At 65.0% G+C, this 14,794-nt stretch carries 17 protein-coding genes; 8 read left to right on the top strand and 9 right to left on the bottom strand.

The window, feature by feature from the left end:
* Nucleotides 1–39 precede the first annotated feature (39 nt).
* Nucleotides 40–558, top strand: coding sequence for a tetratricopeptide repeat protein (locus VHN57_RS13965; protein ID WP_278987944.1), 519 nt, complete (start codon nt 40–42; stop codon nt 556–558).
* 1 nt (nt 559) lies between these two features.
* Here the strand turns inward: VHN57_RS13965 and VHN57_RS13960 are convergent, their stop codons facing one another.
* The 3 genes from VHN57_RS13960 to VHN57_RS13950 form a co-directional block, all read right to left on the bottom strand.
* On the bottom strand, nt 560–1,060 hold the full coding sequence (locus VHN57_RS13960; protein ID WP_278987943.1) for a GNAT family N-acetyltransferase: 501 nt from the start codon (nt 1,058–1,060) through the stop codon (nt 560–562).
* A 75-nt stretch (nt 1,061–1,135) separates the two neighbouring features.
* Nucleotides 1,136–1,786: a hypothetical protein gene (locus VHN57_RS13955; protein WP_038293072.1), complete on the bottom strand. Its 651-nt coding sequence runs from the start codon at nt 1,784–1,786 to the stop codon at nt 1,136–1,138.
* Between the two features lie 94 nt (nt 1,787–1,880).
* On the bottom strand, nt 1,881–3,317 hold the full coding sequence (locus VHN57_RS13950; protein ID WP_010336244.1) for a sigma-54-dependent transcriptional regulator: 1,437 nt from the start codon (nt 3,315–3,317) through the stop codon (nt 1,881–1,883).
* 154 nt (nt 3,318–3,471) lie between these two features.
* On the opposite strand from VHN57_RS13950, the gene VHN57_RS13945 reads away from it, so the two are divergent.
* The 6 genes from VHN57_RS13945 (at nt 3,472) to VHN57_RS13920 (ending at nt 7,808) form a co-directional block, all read left to right on the top strand.
* Nucleotides 3,472–3,597: an aa3-type cytochrome c oxidase subunit IV gene (locus VHN57_RS13945; protein WP_004208006.1), complete on the top strand. Its 126-nt coding sequence runs from the start codon at nt 3,472–3,474 to the stop codon at nt 3,595–3,597.
* Nucleotides 3,598–3,633: 36 nt separating this feature from the next.
* Nucleotides 3,634–4,758 (top strand): NAD(P) transhydrogenase subunit alpha, encoded by a 1,125-nt coding sequence (locus VHN57_RS13940; RefSeq protein WP_423284214.1) that lies wholly within the window; start codon nt 3,634–3,636, stop codon nt 4,756–4,758.
* A gap of 138 nt (nt 4,759–4,896) precedes the next feature.
* Nucleotides 4,897–5,253: an endonuclease domain-containing protein gene (locus VHN57_RS13935; protein WP_423284212.1), complete on the top strand. Its 357-nt coding sequence runs from the start codon at nt 4,897–4,899 to the stop codon at nt 5,251–5,253.
* Nucleotide 5,254: 1 nt separating this feature from the next.
* A complete protein-coding gene (locus VHN57_RS13930) occupies nt 5,255–5,539 on the top strand; it encodes an NAD(P) transhydrogenase subunit alpha part 2 (protein ID WP_004208003.1) in 285 nt (94 codons plus the stop codon).
* Nucleotides 5,539–6,960 (top strand): NAD(P)(+) transhydrogenase (Re/Si-specific) subunit beta, encoded by a 1,422-nt coding sequence (locus VHN57_RS13925; protein WP_037517256.1) that lies wholly within the window; start codon nt 5,539–5,541, stop codon nt 6,958–6,960. Before VHN57_RS13930 ends, VHN57_RS13925 begins: the two co-directional genes overlap by 1 nt.
* 155 nt (nt 6,961–7,115) lie before the next feature.
* Nucleotides 7,116–7,808 (top strand): aspartate/glutamate racemase family protein, encoded by a 693-nt coding sequence (locus VHN57_RS13920; protein ID WP_004208001.1) that lies wholly within the window; start codon nt 7,116–7,118, stop codon nt 7,806–7,808.
* 24 nt (nt 7,809–7,832) lie between these two features.
* Here VHN57_RS13920 and folP read toward each other — a convergent pair whose 3' ends face one another.
* Entirely contained in the window at nt 7,833–8,957 is a 1,125-nt protein-coding gene (gene folP, locus VHN57_RS13915) for a dihydropteroate synthase (RefSeq protein ID WP_423284209.1), read from the bottom strand.
* An 80-nt stretch (nt 8,958–9,037) separates the two neighbouring features.
* On the bottom strand, nt 9,038–10,171 hold the full coding sequence (locus VHN57_RS13910; RefSeq protein ID WP_010336249.1) for a site-specific DNA-methyltransferase: 1,134 nt from the start codon (nt 10,169–10,171) through the stop codon (nt 9,038–9,040).
* 288 nt (nt 10,172–10,459) lie between these two features.
* Here VHN57_RS13910 and VHN57_RS13905 point away from each other — a divergent pair, with 288 nt between their 5' ends.
* Nucleotides 10,460–10,798 carry an ArsR/SmtB family transcription factor gene (locus VHN57_RS13905; RefSeq protein WP_004207998.1) on the top strand — a complete coding sequence of 113 codons (339 nt, stop codon included), beginning with the start codon at nt 10,460–10,462 and terminating at the stop codon, nt 10,796–10,798.
* 68 nt (nt 10,799–10,866) lie between these two features.
* Here VHN57_RS13905 and VHN57_RS13900 read toward each other — a convergent pair whose 3' ends face one another.
* The 4 genes from VHN57_RS13900 to VHN57_RS13885 all read right to left on the bottom strand — a co-directional run bounded on the left by VHN57_RS13900 (nt 10,867) and on the right by VHN57_RS13885 (nt 14,794).
* Complete coding sequence (locus VHN57_RS13900; RefSeq protein ID WP_037510295.1) at nt 10,867–11,295, bottom strand: DUF2147 domain-containing protein; 429 nt, start codon at nt 11,293–11,295, stop codon at nt 10,867–10,869.
* A gap of 134 nt (nt 11,296–11,429) precedes the next feature.
* Nucleotides 11,430–12,419 carry a type II secretion system F family protein gene (locus VHN57_RS13895; protein WP_037517249.1) on the bottom strand — a complete coding sequence of 330 codons (990 nt, stop codon included), beginning with the start codon at nt 12,417–12,419 and terminating at the stop codon, nt 11,430–11,432.
* A gap of 18 nt (nt 12,420–12,437) precedes the next feature.
* A complete protein-coding gene (locus VHN57_RS13890; protein ID WP_287431636.1) occupies nt 12,438–13,436 on the bottom strand; it encodes a type II secretion system F family protein in 999 nt (332 codons plus the stop codon).
* Between the two features lie 62 nt (nt 13,437–13,498).
* The gene (locus VHN57_RS13885) at nt 13,499–14,794 is read right to left on the bottom strand and encodes a pilus assembly protein CpaE (protein ID WP_423284205.1); all 1,296 of its coding nucleotides are present in this window, start codon (nt 14,792–14,794) and stop codon (nt 13,499–13,501) included.

Below are 14,794 nucleotides of genomic sequence, written 5' to 3'. Positions count from 1 at the left end.
GGGCCTGAGTCAATGCCTGAAACATGGCTGGAGATTTTGATGCGTTTCACCCCGGCCTCGATTGCCCTTGCCGTCCTTCTGAGCACCGTTTCCAGCGTGGGCCTGACCCAGCGCCCCGATACCCAGATCGAACCGCGATCGATCGAATGGCAGAAGGCGGGCGAGGCGGCGCGCAAGGCGGGCAATCTGACCGGTGCCACCGACGCGCTGGAAAGTGCGCTGGCGGTCGATCCGCGCAACCGTGCGGCCTATATCGAACTGGCCGAAGTGGCGCGGGCGCAGGGACTGCAGGGCAAGGCCATCCGCCTCTACAAGGAAGCGTTGCTGCTCGACCCGACCGACGTGACCGCGATCGCCGGCCAGGGCGAGGCGATGGTCGAGAAGGGCGCGATCGCCAAGGCCAAGGAAAATCTCGCTCAGGCGCAGAATCTGTGCAAGGGCAGCTGTCCTGAAGTCGCGCAGCTCAATGCCGCGATCCAGAAAGGACCGCCGGCAGTGGCGATGACCAGCAAGGAAGCGGTGCCGGGCGCTAAGGCCAACAGCACCGATAATCCGTAATCTATCCGGCTTTCGCCGGTTCGATCGATTTTTCGTAGAAGCGCGTGTCGACCGCCATCCTGGGGAAGGCGGTCGGCAGGTCGTCGGCTTCGACCAGCGCGAAGCCATTCTTCTCGTAGAAGCGGTGCGCCGCCAGGAAACGGGCAGTGGTGCCGAGATAGATTTGGGCGAGGCCGCGGTCGGCCGCCGCGTTGAGCAGATGGTCGAGTAGGGCCTGGGCGACGCCGGCGGCGCGGCCGCGATGGCTGGACGCCACGAACATCTTACGCAGCGCGCCCTGACCCTGGCCGATATCCTTAAGCGCGATCGTGCCGATGATCCGGCCGTCCTCCTCCGCGACCCAGAAGCCGCCGGTGCCGGGCAAATAGAAGCCCGCTATGTCGGTGAGGTCCGGCTGGTCCGCTGCGGTGATGGCGATGCCATATTCGTCGCGCTGGATGCCAAGGATCAGGTCGAGGATGCCCGGCTGGTCGGCGGAGGCGAAGGGGCGGATCAGGGGCAAGGGGCTGGGCTTCCTGGCAGCGGTTCGGAATGATCGACGCGGACGGAAACGAACGACCGCGCCGAAAGCCGCCGGTCAGTTGCTGGCGTTGGCGGCCGGTGCAGGCGTGGCGGTGGCGCTTGCGCCCTCCGGCGTCTGGCCCTCCGGTGTCTGGGCCTTGGGCGCGAAGATGCGCAGGCTGTCGAGCAGAGCCTGCGCGATCGGCTGATATTGTTCGCTCAGCATTTCGGGATAGACGAAGGTGGCGGTGACGATCGCGCCGTCAGGCTGTTTCAGCAGGCGCAGCGCGACATTATTGCCTTCGCCGTCATTGGCGGTGCCGCGATATTCATTCTCGCCGATGAAATCGCCATCCACGCCCTCTGCGCCGTCGGACAGCGCCTCGACGATCTGCTGCAGCGTCTGGTCATTGTCATTCTTCTGCCAGAAGACGCGGACGTCGGCGCCCGCGCCGGGATCCTGATAGACGACGCCATCGGCATTGCTGGCTTCGCCATCCTTCATCCAGCCTTCGGGCATGGTGACGGAATAGCCATGGTCGATATTCACATAGTTGCGGCTGTCGCCGGCATCATCCTTTTGCGCGTTGGCCAGCGCATTGGCAGCGGCCGCATTGGCGGCGGCGGCCAGTTCCTCCTGGCTCGGCATGTCCGCGACCGGTTCGGCGCGGCCACAGGCGACCAGCAGCAGGAGGGGGGAGCAGGCGGCGAGGAGGGGCGCTTTCATGCCCCGTTCAAAAGCATAGGCGCGGGGATAATTCAACGCCGTAGCGGAACCCCCGCGACAATATGCCCCAGTCGCAGGGCGCCTGGTCCCGCGATCAGGCCGCGTTGTCGATGCCCAGTTCGGCGAGCTTGCGATAGAGGGTCGAACGGCCGATCCCCAGCCGGCGGGCGACTTCGGTCATGCGGCCGCGATAATGGCCGATGGCCAGGCGGATGACGTCGGCCTCTATCTCGGCGAGCTGGCGGACATGGCCGTCGCCTTCGAACAGGGTGATGCCGGCCGCTTCGCGCGGCGGCGTGGCGGCAGCGCGCTGGCGCGGACCGCTGGCGCCGCGGGACAGGATATGGGCGGCGACCTGCGGGAAGTCATGCGGGGTCAGCGCATCGCCCTCGCACAGCACGGCGGCGCGGAACAGGGCGTTCTGGAGCTGGCGGACATTGCCCGGCCAGTCATGCTGCATCAGCAGCGCCAGCGCATCGTCGGTGAGGCCCAGGCCCCGCAGGCCCGGCTGGGTCGCGATGCGGGCGAGGAGGTGGCGGCACAGGGCGGGAATGTCGCCCATACGCTCCCGCAATGGGGGCACGGTCAACTGGACGACGTTGAGGCGATAATAGAGATCCTCGCGGAACCGGCCCGCCTCGATCTCGTCGCTGAGCTTCTTGTTGGTGGCGGCGATGACGCGGACATCGACATGAACGGGGCGGCGCGCGCCGATCGGCTGCACCTCGCCATCCTGAAGCACGCGCAGCAGCTTGACCTGCGCGTCGAGCGGCATTTCGCTGACTTCGTCGAGGAAGATGGTGCCCATGTCGGCCGACAGGAATTTGCCGACATGGCGGTCGAATGCGCCGGTGAAGGCGCCGCGTTCATGACCGAACAGTTCTGATTCGACGAGGTTGGCGGGGATCGCGCCGCAATTGACGGTCACCATCGCCTGCTTGTGGCGCGGCGATGCGGCATGGATGGCGCGGGCGACGACATCCTTGCCGACACCGCTTTCGCCCTCGATCAGCACCGGCACGCGGGCGCGTGCGGCTTTTGCCGCGATGGCGAGGGCGGTGCGGAACTGGGGCGCCGCGCCGACGACATCCTCGAACGCCAGCGGGGCGCTGATCTTCTCGGTGAGCGGGCGCAGTTCGCCGCGCACATTGCCCTCCAGCGTCGCGTTGAGCGCGGCGAGCAGCCGTTCGGGCGCGATCGGCTTGGAGAGATAGTCGGTGGCGCCGGCGCGCATCGCCTGCACCGCGACGGCGACGCTGTTATGCGCCGTCAGCACCAGGATCGGCAGGGCGGGGCGCTGCGCATGGATGGCGCCGATCAGGTCGGCCGGATCGAAATCCGGGCTCCATTGATCGATCAGGACCGCGTCGAGCTGCATGCCGTCCTGCGTGCCCAGCGTCGCCAGGGCGGTTTCGGCATCGCTGGCGAAGATGGTCCGCCATCCCGCGCGCGCGGCCAGCGCGGACACCAGCCGGCGCTGCGCGGGCTCGTCGTCGATCAACATCAGCAAGGGAACGCCTTCGCGAACCATCTGGACCCCTCTTGTGCAAACAGGAGGTCATCCTAGGCACCGGGGGTAAAAGCGCCCTTAACCTGTAAAGATTTTCTTGTGCCCCTACGGCTTGAGGGGGGTGGGGGGACAGGATAAGAGGTTGCACAACGATGTAATAACTAGGGGAACGGATATGGCTTCTGACGGGAACATCAAGAGCGCAACCCAGACCTATGAAGGGTTTGTCGGCTTCGTGAAGTGGGGCACCATCGCCTGCCTCATCGTCGCCGCGATTGTCGTGCTGCTGATCTCCAGCTGAGCCATGTCGACGCTATAGGAGGGGGATGCTGATATAATGAAAATTGCGATATTGAAGGAACAGGCTGCGGGCGAACGGCGAGTGGCCGGTACGCCCGAGACCGTGAAGAAATTCATCGCGCTGGGCGCAAGCGTGGCTGTCGAGGCTGGCGCTGGCGCGACGGCGTCGATTGCTGACGGCGCCTATGCGGCGGCCGGTGCCAGCGTTGGCGATCGTGCCGCGACGCTGGCGGGTGCCGATATCCTGCTGGGCGTGCAAGGCCCTGATCCGGCCAGCCTTGGCGGCGCTGCGGCGGGGGCGTGGATCGTCGCGGGCCTCAACCCGTTCGGCGAGCGGGCGCGGATCGATGCCTATGCCGCCGGCGGCTATGAGGCGCTGGCGATGGAATTCATGCCGCGCATCACCCGTGCGCAGTCGATGGACATCTTGTCATCCCAGTCGAACCTGTCGGGCTACAAGGCGGTGCTGGACGCGGCGGCCGAATATGACCGCGCCTTCCCGATGATGATGACGGCGGCGGGCACCGTGTCGGCGGCCAAATGCTTCGTCATGGGCGTGGGCGTGGCCGGCCTTCAGGCGATCGCCACCGCGCGGCGCCTGGGCGCGCAGGTGAGCGCGACCGACGTGCGCGCCGCGACCAAGGAGCAGATCGAATCGCTCGGCGCCAAGGCGATCTTCGTGGAGAAGGTGGCCGGCATCGAGGGTGAAGGCACCGGTGGCTATGCCACGGAAATGTCGGACGAATATAAGGCGGCCCAGGCCGAGTTGGTGTCGTCGCACATTGCCAAGCAGGACATCGTCATCACGACGGCGCTAATCCCCGGCCGGCCTGCGCCGCGCCTGATCAGTGACGCGCAGATCGCGTCGATGAAACCGGGCAGCGTGATCGTCGACCTGGCGGTCGAGCAGGGCGGCAATGTCGAGGGCGCGGTCGCCGGCGAAGTGGTCGTGCGCCACGGCGTCAGGATCGTTGGCCATCGCAACGTGCCCAGCCGCCTGGCCGCCGACACCTCCGCCCTGTTCTCGCGCAATCTCTATAATTTCCTGTCCGCCTTCTGGGACAAGGACAAGAATGCGCCGGTGCTGGACGAGGAAATCGGCAACGCCATCCGCCTGACCCAGGGGGGCAAGGTCGTCAACGAACGACTGCTGGCAAGCTGATGCGGGCCATGGTCCCCATCCTCCCCTGCAAGGGGAGGGGGACCAGCCGCAGGCTGGTGGAGGGGTATCGCCCTGTCATGAACGGGACACCCCTCCGTCTGGCTTCGCCAGCCACCTCCCCTTCCAGGGGAGGATGATGTGCTGCAAGGGCAGGCGAACAAGGCACGGCAGTTGCGCAAGGCGATGTCGAAGCCGGAAGTCCTGCTCTGGCAGATATTGAGGCAAAGGCCGCAAGGTCTGAAATTTCGCCGTCAGCACCCGTCCGGTCCCTATGTGGCAGACTTTTACTGCCATGAGGCGCGGCTGGTGATCGAGGTCGACGGCGAAGCGCATGCAAGAGGGGATGCGCCGATGAGGGATGAGCAACGCGACTGCTGGTTTGCGGAACGGGGACTGTCCGTTCTGCGTCTGCCGGCCGCCGCAATCATGAATGATAGGGACAATGCCGTAGCCGCGATCCTGGCCAGGGCAGTCGAAACAAGTGGGGAGGACTAGAATGGACTTCATTGCCATCCTGTCGATTTTCGTGCTGGCGTGCTTCGTCGGCTATTATGTGGTCTGGTCGGTGACGCCGGCGCTGCACACGCCGCTGATGGCGGTTACCAATGCCATTTCGTCGGTCATCATCGTCGGCGCGCTGGTCGCGTCGGCGGAGGCCGGTAGCCTGGCGGCCAAGCTTCTGGGGCTGGTCGCGGTGGTCTTTGCATCGGTCAACATCTTCGGCGGCTTTGCCGTGACCGAACGCATGCTGGCCATGTACAAGAAGAAGGAGCGCAAGTGATGCACGAGCTTGCGCCCGTCTCGCCCTTCGTTGCGCTGGCCTATCTGGTTTCCGGCGTCCTCTTCATCCTGGCGCTGCGCGGCCTGTCGAGCCCGTCGACCAGCCGTCGCGGCAACCGCATGGGCATGGTCGGCATGGCGATCGCCGTGGTCACGACCCTTTATACCCATGACGTGCTGAGCCTGCCCGAAATCCTGGGCGCCATCGCCATCGGCGGCGGCATCGGCTTCATCATTGCCCGTCGCATCGAGATGACGGCGATGCCGCAGCTGGTCGCGGCCTTCCACTCGCTGGTCGGTCTGGCCGCCGTGCTGGTCGGCGCGGCCGCCTATCTCAATCCCGGCGCGTTCGGCATTCTCGATCCGCTGACGAACGAGATCCACAATGCCAGCCGCATCGAGATGGGGCTGGGCGTCGCGATCGGCGCGATCACCTTCTCGGGTTCGGTCATCGCCTTCCTGAAACTGAACGGCAACATGTCGGGCAAGCCGATCATGCTGCCGGGCCGCCATGTCATCAATCTGGCGACGCTGGCGGCGATCCTGGGCCTGATCGCCTATTTCGTGACCGACCAGTCGCCCTGGATCTTCTGGACCGTGACGGCGCTGAGCTTCGTCATCGGTTTCCTGCTGATCATCCCGATCGGCGGCGCGGACATGCCGGTCGTGGTGTCGATGCTGAACAGCTATTCGGGCTGGGCCGCCGCCGCCATGGGCTTCACCCTGGGCAATACAGCGATGATCATCACCGGCGCGCTGGTGGGCAGTTCCGGCGCGATCCTGTCCTACATCATGTGCAAGGCGATGAACCGCAGCTTCATCAGCGTGATCGCCGGCGGCTTCGGCGCGGAAGCCGGCCCGTCGGGCGGCGGCGCGGCGGCGGTCGACCGTCCCTACAAGCGCGGCAGCGCCGAGGATGCGGCCTTCCTGATGAGCCAGGCCGACAATGTCATCATCGTGCCGGGTTACGGCATGGCGGTCAGCCAGGCGCAGCATGCGCTGCGCGAAATGGCCGACCTGCTGAAGAAGGAAGGCGTGAACGTCAAATATGCGATCCACCCGGTCGCAGGGCGCATGCCCGGCCACATGAACGTGCTGCTGGCCGAAGCGAACGTGCCGTATGACGAGGTGTTCGAGCTGGAGGACATCAACAGCGAATTCGGCCAGGCCGACGTCGCCTTCGTCATCGGCGCCAATGACGTGACCAATCCGGCCGCCAAGACCGACAAGACGTCGCCCATCTATGGCATGCCGATCCTGGACGTCGCCAACGCCAAGTCGGTGCTGTTCGTGAAGCGCTCCATGGGCGGGGCCGGCTATGCCGGCGTCGACAATGAGGTCTTCTACATGGACAACACGATGATGCTGCTGGCCGACGCCAAGAAGATGGTCGAGGAGATCGTCAAGGCGCTGGCCCATTAAAGTGACCCGATCCACCCGCGCCGGATCGCCCCGTCGACGGGGCGGGTGGATCGTCCTGACTTGTCGAAGCCGGCATCTTTCGTAAAAGAAGGGCTGGGGCACCGACATGCCCGGCCCGCACGGGGCCGGACAGGCGCCCCCATATTGGGAGCGACATGCGTAAACTCGGTCTGATTGGTGGTCTCAGCTGGACGTCCACCGCCCGCTATTATGAGATCATCAACCAGGCGATCCACCGGGCCAAGGGTGGCCAGCACAGTGCGCGGCTGCTGATCGAAAGCCTCGATTTCGCGCAGGTTTCCGGTTGCATCACGCAGGAAGACTGGGATTGCGCATCGGGCCACCTGATCGGCGCGGCCCAGCGTCTGGAGCAGGGCGGGGCCGAAGCGCTGCTGATCTGTGCCAATAGCATGCACCGCATCTATGACCGGATCCAGGCGAGCATCGCCATTCCCATCATCCACATCGCCGATGTCGTCGGCACGCGGATGAAGGCCGACCGGATCGATCGTGCCGCCCTGATCGGCACGCGCAACGTGATGACCGAGAAATATTATCGCCAGCGGCTGGTGTCGCACGGCGTGTCGCTGCTGCCGGCCGATGTTGCGCTGGCCGAGCGGATCGACCGGATCGTCTATGACGAACTGACCGTCGGCAAGATCAACCGCGATTCCGAGCGTTTCATGAAGTCGGAACTGACCGACATCGCCAAGGAGGATGTGCAGGCCGTCGTGCTGGCCTGCACCGAACTGGAGATGATCGTCGATGTGAAGGCCAATGTGCTGCCGATCTACGACTGCACCGAAATCCACGCCATGGCGGGCGTCGACTTCATCCTGAGCGAATAAGGATGGCGGTGGCCGGGCGCGGTGTCAGACCGCGCTCAGCCCCGCATCGGCCAGGCCCCGCCAAAGATGGAGCGCCTGGACGCTTTCCTTGACGTCGTGGACCCGCACCATCTGCGCGCCCAGTTGTGCCGCGCGGAAGGCGAGGGCGACCGAACCGCCGAGCCGGTCTGGCGCCGGTGCCTCGTTCGACAGGGCGCCGATCAGGCGCTTGCGGCTGCCGGCAAAGAGCAGCGGCACGCCCAGCCCCTGGAAGGTCGCAAGGCCGTTCACCAGCGCCAGATTGTCCGCCAGGCTCTTGCCGAAGCCCAGCCCCGGATCGACCATGATCTTCTCGCGCGCGATGCCAGCGTCGAGGCAGGCGGTGATGCGGGCATCGAGATAGTCGAACACGTCGGTGACGACATCGGCATAGCCGTTGGGATTGTCGTGCGGATCGTCGCCGGTCGAAGGCGCGTGCATCAGGATCACCGGACAGCCGGCACGGGCCGCGACCTCCAGGCTGCGTGGATCATGCTCCAGCGCGCTGACATCGTTGATGACATGGGCGCCGGCGGCCAGCGCCGCCTCCATCACCGCCGCCTTGCGCGTGTCGACCGACATGGCGACGCCGGCTGCGGCGAGCTTCTCGATCACCGGCACGATGCGGGCGATCTCGTCGCCCTCCCATAGCTTGGGCGCCTTGGGGCGGGTCGATTCGCCGCCGACATCGATCAGCGCGGCGCCGGCCGCCGCCATGGCAAAGCCGGCATCGGCCGCGGCCTGCGGGTCGGTCATATGCTTGCCGCCGTCGGAGAAGCTGTCGGGCGTGATGTTGAGGATCGCCATCGCCTGCGGCGCGTCGAAGCGGATGACGCGATCGCCAAGGCTGAGCGGCGCGCGCTGGGCGGAGATGCTCGCGGCCAGTTGGCGGGCGCGTTCGGCCAGTGGATCGGGCAGGGTGGCGGTAATCGCCTCGAACGCGGCGACCGGGATGGTTTCGCGCGCGATGCGGCGGCCGGCATGGCGCGCCGTCAGCTCATAGGCCTGGAACCAGATCAGGCCATTGCCCATCCGCGCCGCCGATCCGTCCGCCAGGCCGATCGGGCTCGGCACGAACCAGATCGGCTTGAGGTAGAGCCGGGCGTCAGCGGGGATGGAGGAGAGGGTCATAAAGCTCCGTTCGCCCCGAACGGGTCGGGGCCATGTCTTGGAAGAACTATGGCTGCCTCAACCCGAACGGGGGACGGAAATCAAGGCTCGTTGGCGAGCAGATAGGTCTGGCGCAGCGTGTCGATCGGGTGGAGCTTGCCCGCCTTCTCGATATGCCAGAAGGTCCAGCCGTTGCAGCTCGGCGCGCCCTGAAGCGTGGCGCCCAGCTTGTGGATCGAACCGGTGTCGCTGCCCACGGCGAGCGAGCCGTCGGCGCGCACGGTGGCGCTCCAGCGGCGCTTGCTGTCCATCACCACCGAACCGGGCTGGAGATAGCCGGTCTCGACCAGCGTGCCGAAGGCGACCTTGGGCTGCTGGCGTGCGGTCTGCATGATGGCGAGCGCGGATTCATCGAGTGGCAGCGCCTCGGCAATGCGTTCCTCGGCAACCTCGATATAGTCGGGCTCGCGCTCGATGCCGATCCACTGGCGGCCCAGGCGCTTGGCGACGGCGCCGGTGGTGCCGGTGCCGAAGAAGGGATCAAGCACGATGTCGCCCGGCTTGGTGCAGGACAGCATCACGCGATAGAGCAGCGATTCCGGCTTCTGCGTCGGATGCGCCTTGGTGCCGTTGCGCTTCAGCCGCTCCTGGCCGCCGCAGATCGGCAGCACCCAGTCGGAGCGCATCTGCAGCTCGTCATTGAGCGTCTTCATCGCCTTGTAGTTGAACGTGTACTTGGCGTCCTCGCCCTGGCTGGCCCAGATCAGCGTCTCATGCGCGTTGGTGAAGCGGGTGCCCTTGAAATTGGGCATCGGGTTCGCCTTGCGCCAGATGATGTCGTTGAGGATCCAGAATCCCTCATCCTGCAAGGCAGCGCCGACGCGGAAGATGTTGTGATAGCTGCCGATCACCCAGATCGTGCCATTGGGCTTGAGAATGCGGCGCGCCTGCGCCAGCCACGCCTTGGTGAAGCGGTCATAGCTGCTGAGCGTGTCGAACTTGTCCCAGTCATTGTCGACCGCATCGACGCGGCCGCCTTCGGGGCGGAACAGGTCGCCGCCGAGCTGGAGATTATAAGGCGGATCGGCAAAGATCATGTCGATGCAGCCGTCGGGCAGCTTGGCCATTTCCGCGATACAGTCACCGCGCAGCAGGCGATTTGCCTCGATCGCCGGTGCCGGCGCGAGCGCAACCGCCTTCTTCCGCCGCGGTGCGACGCGTTCCATGACACCCATGTGTGCAACCCCCATATGTTTCGTCCGTCAGCACTGAGTCCTCAGGAGTCTGCCGTCAAGGTCAGGGATTTAGCGCTCATCCCTGTCAGGATTGCGAGGATGGTGGAGAACGAAGCGGGTAGCCACAACATATTGAGTCATGCGAGTCGCGTGAGACTCATCATCGGGTGGTGTGACTCAAAAGACTCAGCGAGGAGGCGGTTCGCACTTTTTTTAGTTAATGGCGCGGCCGCGTCGAAAATCATCCTTCGCTTGACCAGCTCATAACCAGATGGTTATGAAAATTGCATGACGGAAGTGAAATTCAGAGGCGATCTTGGAGCGAACAGCGATTCACTCTTCAAGGCGCTGTCCGACGGCACGCGACGTGCCCTGCTGGAATATCTGGTGCGCGAAGGGGAGCAGAATGTCGTCGCGCTGACCGCAGTGGCCGGCGTGTCGCAACCGATGGTGTCGCGCCATATGGGCAAGCTCAAGCGCGCCGGACTGGTGACGGCCCGGCGGACGGGACGCGAAACCTGGTTTGCGGCGCGGACCAAGGGACTGGGGCCGGTGGTGCAGTGGATGGCGATCTATGGCGCGCTCTGGTCGCAGCGCTTCACGCCGATGGAGCATGCCGGGGACTGAACGGGACTGTATCGACAGAAAAAGGGGCGCCAATGGCGCCCCTTTGGTTTTCCAGGCTGTGCGCGTGATCAGCGCAGCGGCGTCCAGGTCTGGGTCTTGCAGAAAAAGGCGATGCAGCCCTGCACCTTGAGCGTGCCGTCGCCATTGCGGCTGACCTTGGACGTATAGCTCTTGCCGCTTTCCGGGTCGTAGATCGTGCCCTTCCAGATGTCGCCCGCATCGCTGAAGCCCGACAGCAGGGCAAGGCCGACCAGCGGCTTGGAACGCAGCGCCGGATCGGGGTTCTTGATGTCGGTCTGGGGGCGGCCTGGCGTCGGCTTCACGATCTTCTCGATCTTGCCGCAGATGCTCTTTCCGCACGGCGCGATCTGGACGATCGCCTTGCCATCGACGGTCGACCAGCGGCCGGTGATGGGCTGGGCCGCATAAGCGGGCAGGGCGGTGGTGAAGGCGGCCAGAGCGGCGATGGCGACGCGAGCGCCGGTCTTGATGGTCATGATGCGATCCTCTCCTTTTGGGTTGAGGGTAAGAATAAGGGAGGAAAATGCGGCGCGCCAGCGCTTCGCTTGCAGTTTACGGAAACGGAAAGAGGGGACGCTACGGCAGCGGCCCCTCCTTGCCCTGAATTTTTTTAGAAAGCCGTGCTGATCGAGCAGGCAGCCGGACCCAGAATGACGACGAACAGGGTCGGCAGGATGAAGAGAATCAGCGGCACGGTCATGATGGCGGGCAGGCGGGCGGCCTTTTCTTCCGCGCGCATCATGCGTTCATGGCGGAACTCGGCCGACAGCACACGGAGCGCGGAGGCAAGCGGCGTGCCATATTTTTCGGTCTGGATCATGGTCGTGACCACGCCCTTGACCGCGTCGAGCTTCACGCGCGTGGCGAGGTTTTCAAACGCCATGCGCCGTTCGGTGAGGAAGCTGAGTTCGATCGCCGTCAACTGGAACTCGTCGCCCAGTTCGGGATAGGCGCGGCCCAGTTCGCGGGCGACGCGGCTGAAGGCGGCGTCGACGGTCAGGCCGGCCTCGGCGCAGATGACCAGCAGGTCGAGCGCGTCGGGCAGGCCCTTGCGGATCGCGGCGGAGCGCTTGGCAATCTTGTTGTCGATGAAGATGTCGGGGGCCTTGTAGGCGAGCAGCAGTGCGCCGGCGAACGCCATGAAGCGCTTGGCGCCGCCCCATTCGGGATAGATGCCCACGGCATAGAGCAGGATCGCGGCGGTGCCGCCGATCAGGATCGGCATGATCATGCGGCCGAAGATGACGGCGACGGCCCAGTCCTTGGAGCGGATGCCGGCCTGGGCCAGGCGGATCTGTGCATCCTTGAGCTGGTCGTCCTGCAGCACCTTGAGGCTGGTCAGGAAGGACCGCATCTGGTCGGTCGTCTGGTTCTTGTTGACCAGCTTGGCGCGGCGCTTGGCGGTCGAGGCGGTGATGCCGGCCTTGAGCTGCTCACGGCGTTCGTTGAGCGCCTTGACCCGCTTGGCCATCGGATCGCGCACGGTCATCACGGCGTAGAGCGCGTAGAGGGTGGCGAGCGTGGCCAGCGCGGCAAGCAGCGTCCCGAAATCGGTCGCGGTCATGCCGAACAGGGTGCCGGTGGGGGTAGGGGCGTCCATATCTCTATCCGTTCCCCGTCAAATCTCGAAGTTGATCATCTGGGCCATGATGAAGGCGCCGATGCCCATCCAGCAGAAGCCGCCAATGCCGACGACCTGCATGGTCGAGAGCCCGAAAATCCCCGCCGGATCGGGGGTGAAGAAGGGGCTCATATAGTTGAAGTTGATGTAGCAGATCATGCCGAACACCAGGAAAGGCAGGACGCCGATGATATAGGCCGACGCCTTGGATTCCGACGACATGGCGCGGATCTTGAGCTTCATCTGGGCGCGCTGGCGCAGCACGGTGGCGAGGTTCTGCAGCGTTTCGGCGAGGTTGCCGCCGGTTTCGCGCTGGATCGCCAGGGTGATGACGAAGAATTGGAATTCCGGCGTGCCCAGGCGATCGGCGGTTTCCTGCAGCGCCTGGTCCATGCTCTTGCCGATCTTGATCCGTTCGGTGATCAGCTTGAATTCCTCGCCGACCGGGCCGGGGATTTCGCTCGACACGATGCCCAGCGTCTCGCCGACCGGCAGGCCCGAGCGCAGGCCGCGCGTCAGCAGTTCGAGCGCGTCGGGAAATTTCGTCGTGAACTGGTTGATGCGCTTCTTGATCAGCCGGCCGATCCAGAGATGCGGCAGGCCGAGCCCAGCGGCCAGCCCGACCATAAGGGCGAGCAGGAAGGGAAAGCCGCGCATCAGCAGGAACAGGGTGGTCAGCAGGAAGACCACCGCGCAGGCCGTCATATATTGGCTGAGCGTCCATTTCTTGCCGGTCATGCGGATGCGCTTGGCCAGATTCTCCGGATTGGGCACCAGCGACACCAGCATCTTGGCTTCGGTGCCGGTTGCCCGGTTGGAGATGGCCTTGCGCATGCGCGCTTCCATCATCGCCTCGGTGGAGTCGCTGTGGCGGCCACGGATCAGCGCAACCCGGCGTTTCTGCGCCTTGTCGGGCGAGGGGCCGGCAAAGGCGACCACGACCAGGCCAAGCATGGTCGCGATCAGCACCAAGATCAGAAGGAAATTGCCGTCCATTGCTCGCCCGTTCCCCGTGCGTGAATATGGCTGTGCGCGGCCGCCCTGGAGCGGCCCGCGCGTCAGCCTTCCAGTGCCGTCGCCTTGTCCTTGCGGCGCGACGGGATCATGTTCTTGAAGTCGCCGATCTTGCCGAGCAGGGAATCGCCCTTCTTGGCTGCGGACTTGCCGCCCGCATTGTCGGCTTCATCGCCGGCCAGGCCCATCACTTCGTCCAGCATCGCGGTGCAGGCTGCGCCAACCTTGCTGCCCTTGGCGGTTTCCGCCAGCGTCTTGCCGAGCTTGGCGGCCTGGGCGCCGATGCGCAGGTCGAAAGGTACGATGACATCGACCTTGCGTTCGATCGACTGTTCGAAATCCTTGCGGCTGATTTCCGGCGCGCCGGGATGAACGCGATTGGCGACCACCAGAACGCGGGTCTGCGGCGCGTTGGACCGTAGCCAGGAGAGGATGCGGATCGAGTCCCGCGCCGCCGCCAGGCTGAGTTCCGTCACCACGACGGCCACGTTCACGTCGGTCATCAGGTGGGTGTGCTGGATCAGCATGTTGCGCGGCAGGTCGATGACGCTGCATTCGAACGCCTGACGGAATTCCTCCAGCAACTGGTAGAAGGCGCCGCCATCGGTCATCATCGGCTGATTGATCGGCGCTTCGGCCGACAGGATAGCCAGCATGTCGCTGGCGCGGACCATGGCGCGTTCGATGAACAGACCGTCGATGCGGCTGGGATTTTCGATCGCGTCGGTGAGGCCACGGCCCGGTTCCAGATCCATCGCCAGCGCATTGGTGCCGAAATGGATGTCGAGGTCGAGCAGCGCGGTCGGGCGCTTCTTCTTTTCGCTCAGCAACCAGGCGAGCGAGGTCGCCATGCTGGAGGCGCCGACGCCGCCGCGCGTGCCGATGACCGCGACGGTCATGTGCGGACGTTCCGGGCCTGCATCGCGCGGGGCGAGAAAGACGGCCTGCGCCTGCGCCAGCGCATCGCGCAGCTGGTCAGCACCAAAAGGCTTGAGCAGATAATCCTGGATGCCGCTGGCGACCAGATCACGATAGAGGCGCACGTCATTGACCTGGCCCGCCGCGATCACGACGGTGCCGGGTTCGCAGACCTCGGCGAGGCTGTTGATGTCGTTCAGCGGATGGCCGCTTTCCGACATGTCGACAAACAGGATTTGCGGGCTGGCGGTGATCGACAGGCTCTGCACCGCGTTGCGCATGCCGCCCTTGTTCACCTTTTCCGGCGCCCAGCCCATTTCGGACGCGACCGCACGCAGCAGGTCGAAGCTGTGATCGTCGCAGACGAAGGCGTGGAAGGGGTCGCGCTGGCCCACGGAACCATGTTTCCAGGGTGCGTTCAT

Source organism: Sphingobium salicis subsp. salicis (assembly GCF_049472635.1).
Lineage (GTDB): Bacteria > Pseudomonadota > Alphaproteobacteria > Sphingomonadales > Sphingomonadaceae > Sphingobium > Sphingobium yanoikuyae_A.
Note: the sequence above shows the minus strand (reverse complement) of the source record. Positions and strands in the feature narration are given on the sequence as shown.

What these genes read in the sequence shown, in the direction of transcription:
- VHN57_RS13925 (WP_037517256.1), top strand. Translation starts at nt 5,539, where the DNA reads ATGCACGAGCTTGCGCCCGTCTCGCCCTTCGTTGCGCTGGCCTATCTG.
- VHN57_RS13955 (WP_038293072.1), bottom strand. Translation starts at nt 1,786, where the DNA reads ATGAAAGCGCCCCTCCTCGCCGCCTGCTCCCCCCTCCTGCTGCTGGTC.
- VHN57_RS13900 (WP_037510295.1), bottom strand. Translation starts at nt 11,295, where the DNA reads ATGACCATCAAGACCGGCGCTCGCGTCGCCATCGCCGCTCTGGCCGCC.
- VHN57_RS13920 (WP_004208001.1), top strand. Translation starts at nt 7,116, where the DNA reads ATGCGTAAACTCGGTCTGATTGGTGGTCTCAGCTGGACGTCCACCGCC.
- VHN57_RS13945 (WP_004208006.1), top strand. Translation starts at nt 3,472, where the DNA reads ATGGCTTCTGACGGGAACATCAAGAGCGCAACCCAGACCTATGAAGGG.
- VHN57_RS13950 (WP_010336244.1), bottom strand. Translation starts at nt 3,317, where the DNA reads ATGGTTCGCGAAGGCGTTCCCTTGCTGATGTTGATCGACGACGAGCCC.
- VHN57_RS13905 (WP_004207998.1), top strand. Translation starts at nt 10,460, where the DNA reads ATGACGGAAGTGAAATTCAGAGGCGATCTTGGAGCGAACAGCGATTCA.
- VHN57_RS13965 (WP_278987944.1), top strand. Translation starts at nt 40, where the DNA reads ATGCGTTTCACCCCGGCCTCGATTGCCCTTGCCGTCCTTCTGAGCACC.
- VHN57_RS13885 (WP_423284205.1), bottom strand. Translation starts at nt 14,794, where the DNA reads ATGAACGCACCCTGGAAACATGGTTCCGTGGGCCAGCGCGACCCCTTC.
- VHN57_RS13930 (WP_004208003.1), top strand. Translation starts at nt 5,255, where the DNA reads ATGGACTTCATTGCCATCCTGTCGATTTTCGTGCTGGCGTGCTTCGTC.
- folP (WP_423284209.1), bottom strand. Translation starts at nt 8,957, where the DNA reads ATGACCCTCTCCTCCATCCCCGCTGACGCCCGGCTCTACCTCAAGCCG.
- VHN57_RS13940 (WP_423284214.1), top strand. Translation starts at nt 3,634, where the DNA reads ATGAAAATTGCGATATTGAAGGAACAGGCTGCGGGCGAACGGCGAGTG.
- VHN57_RS13895 (WP_037517249.1), bottom strand. Translation starts at nt 12,419, where the DNA reads ATGGACGCCCCTACCCCCACCGGCACCCTGTTCGGCATGACCGCGACC.
- VHN57_RS13890 (WP_287431636.1), bottom strand. Translation starts at nt 13,436, where the DNA reads ATGGACGGCAATTTCCTTCTGATCTTGGTGCTGATCGCGACCATGCTT.
- VHN57_RS13910 (WP_010336249.1), bottom strand. Translation starts at nt 10,171, where the DNA reads ATGGGTGTCATGGAACGCGTCGCACCGCGGCGGAAGAAGGCGGTTGCG.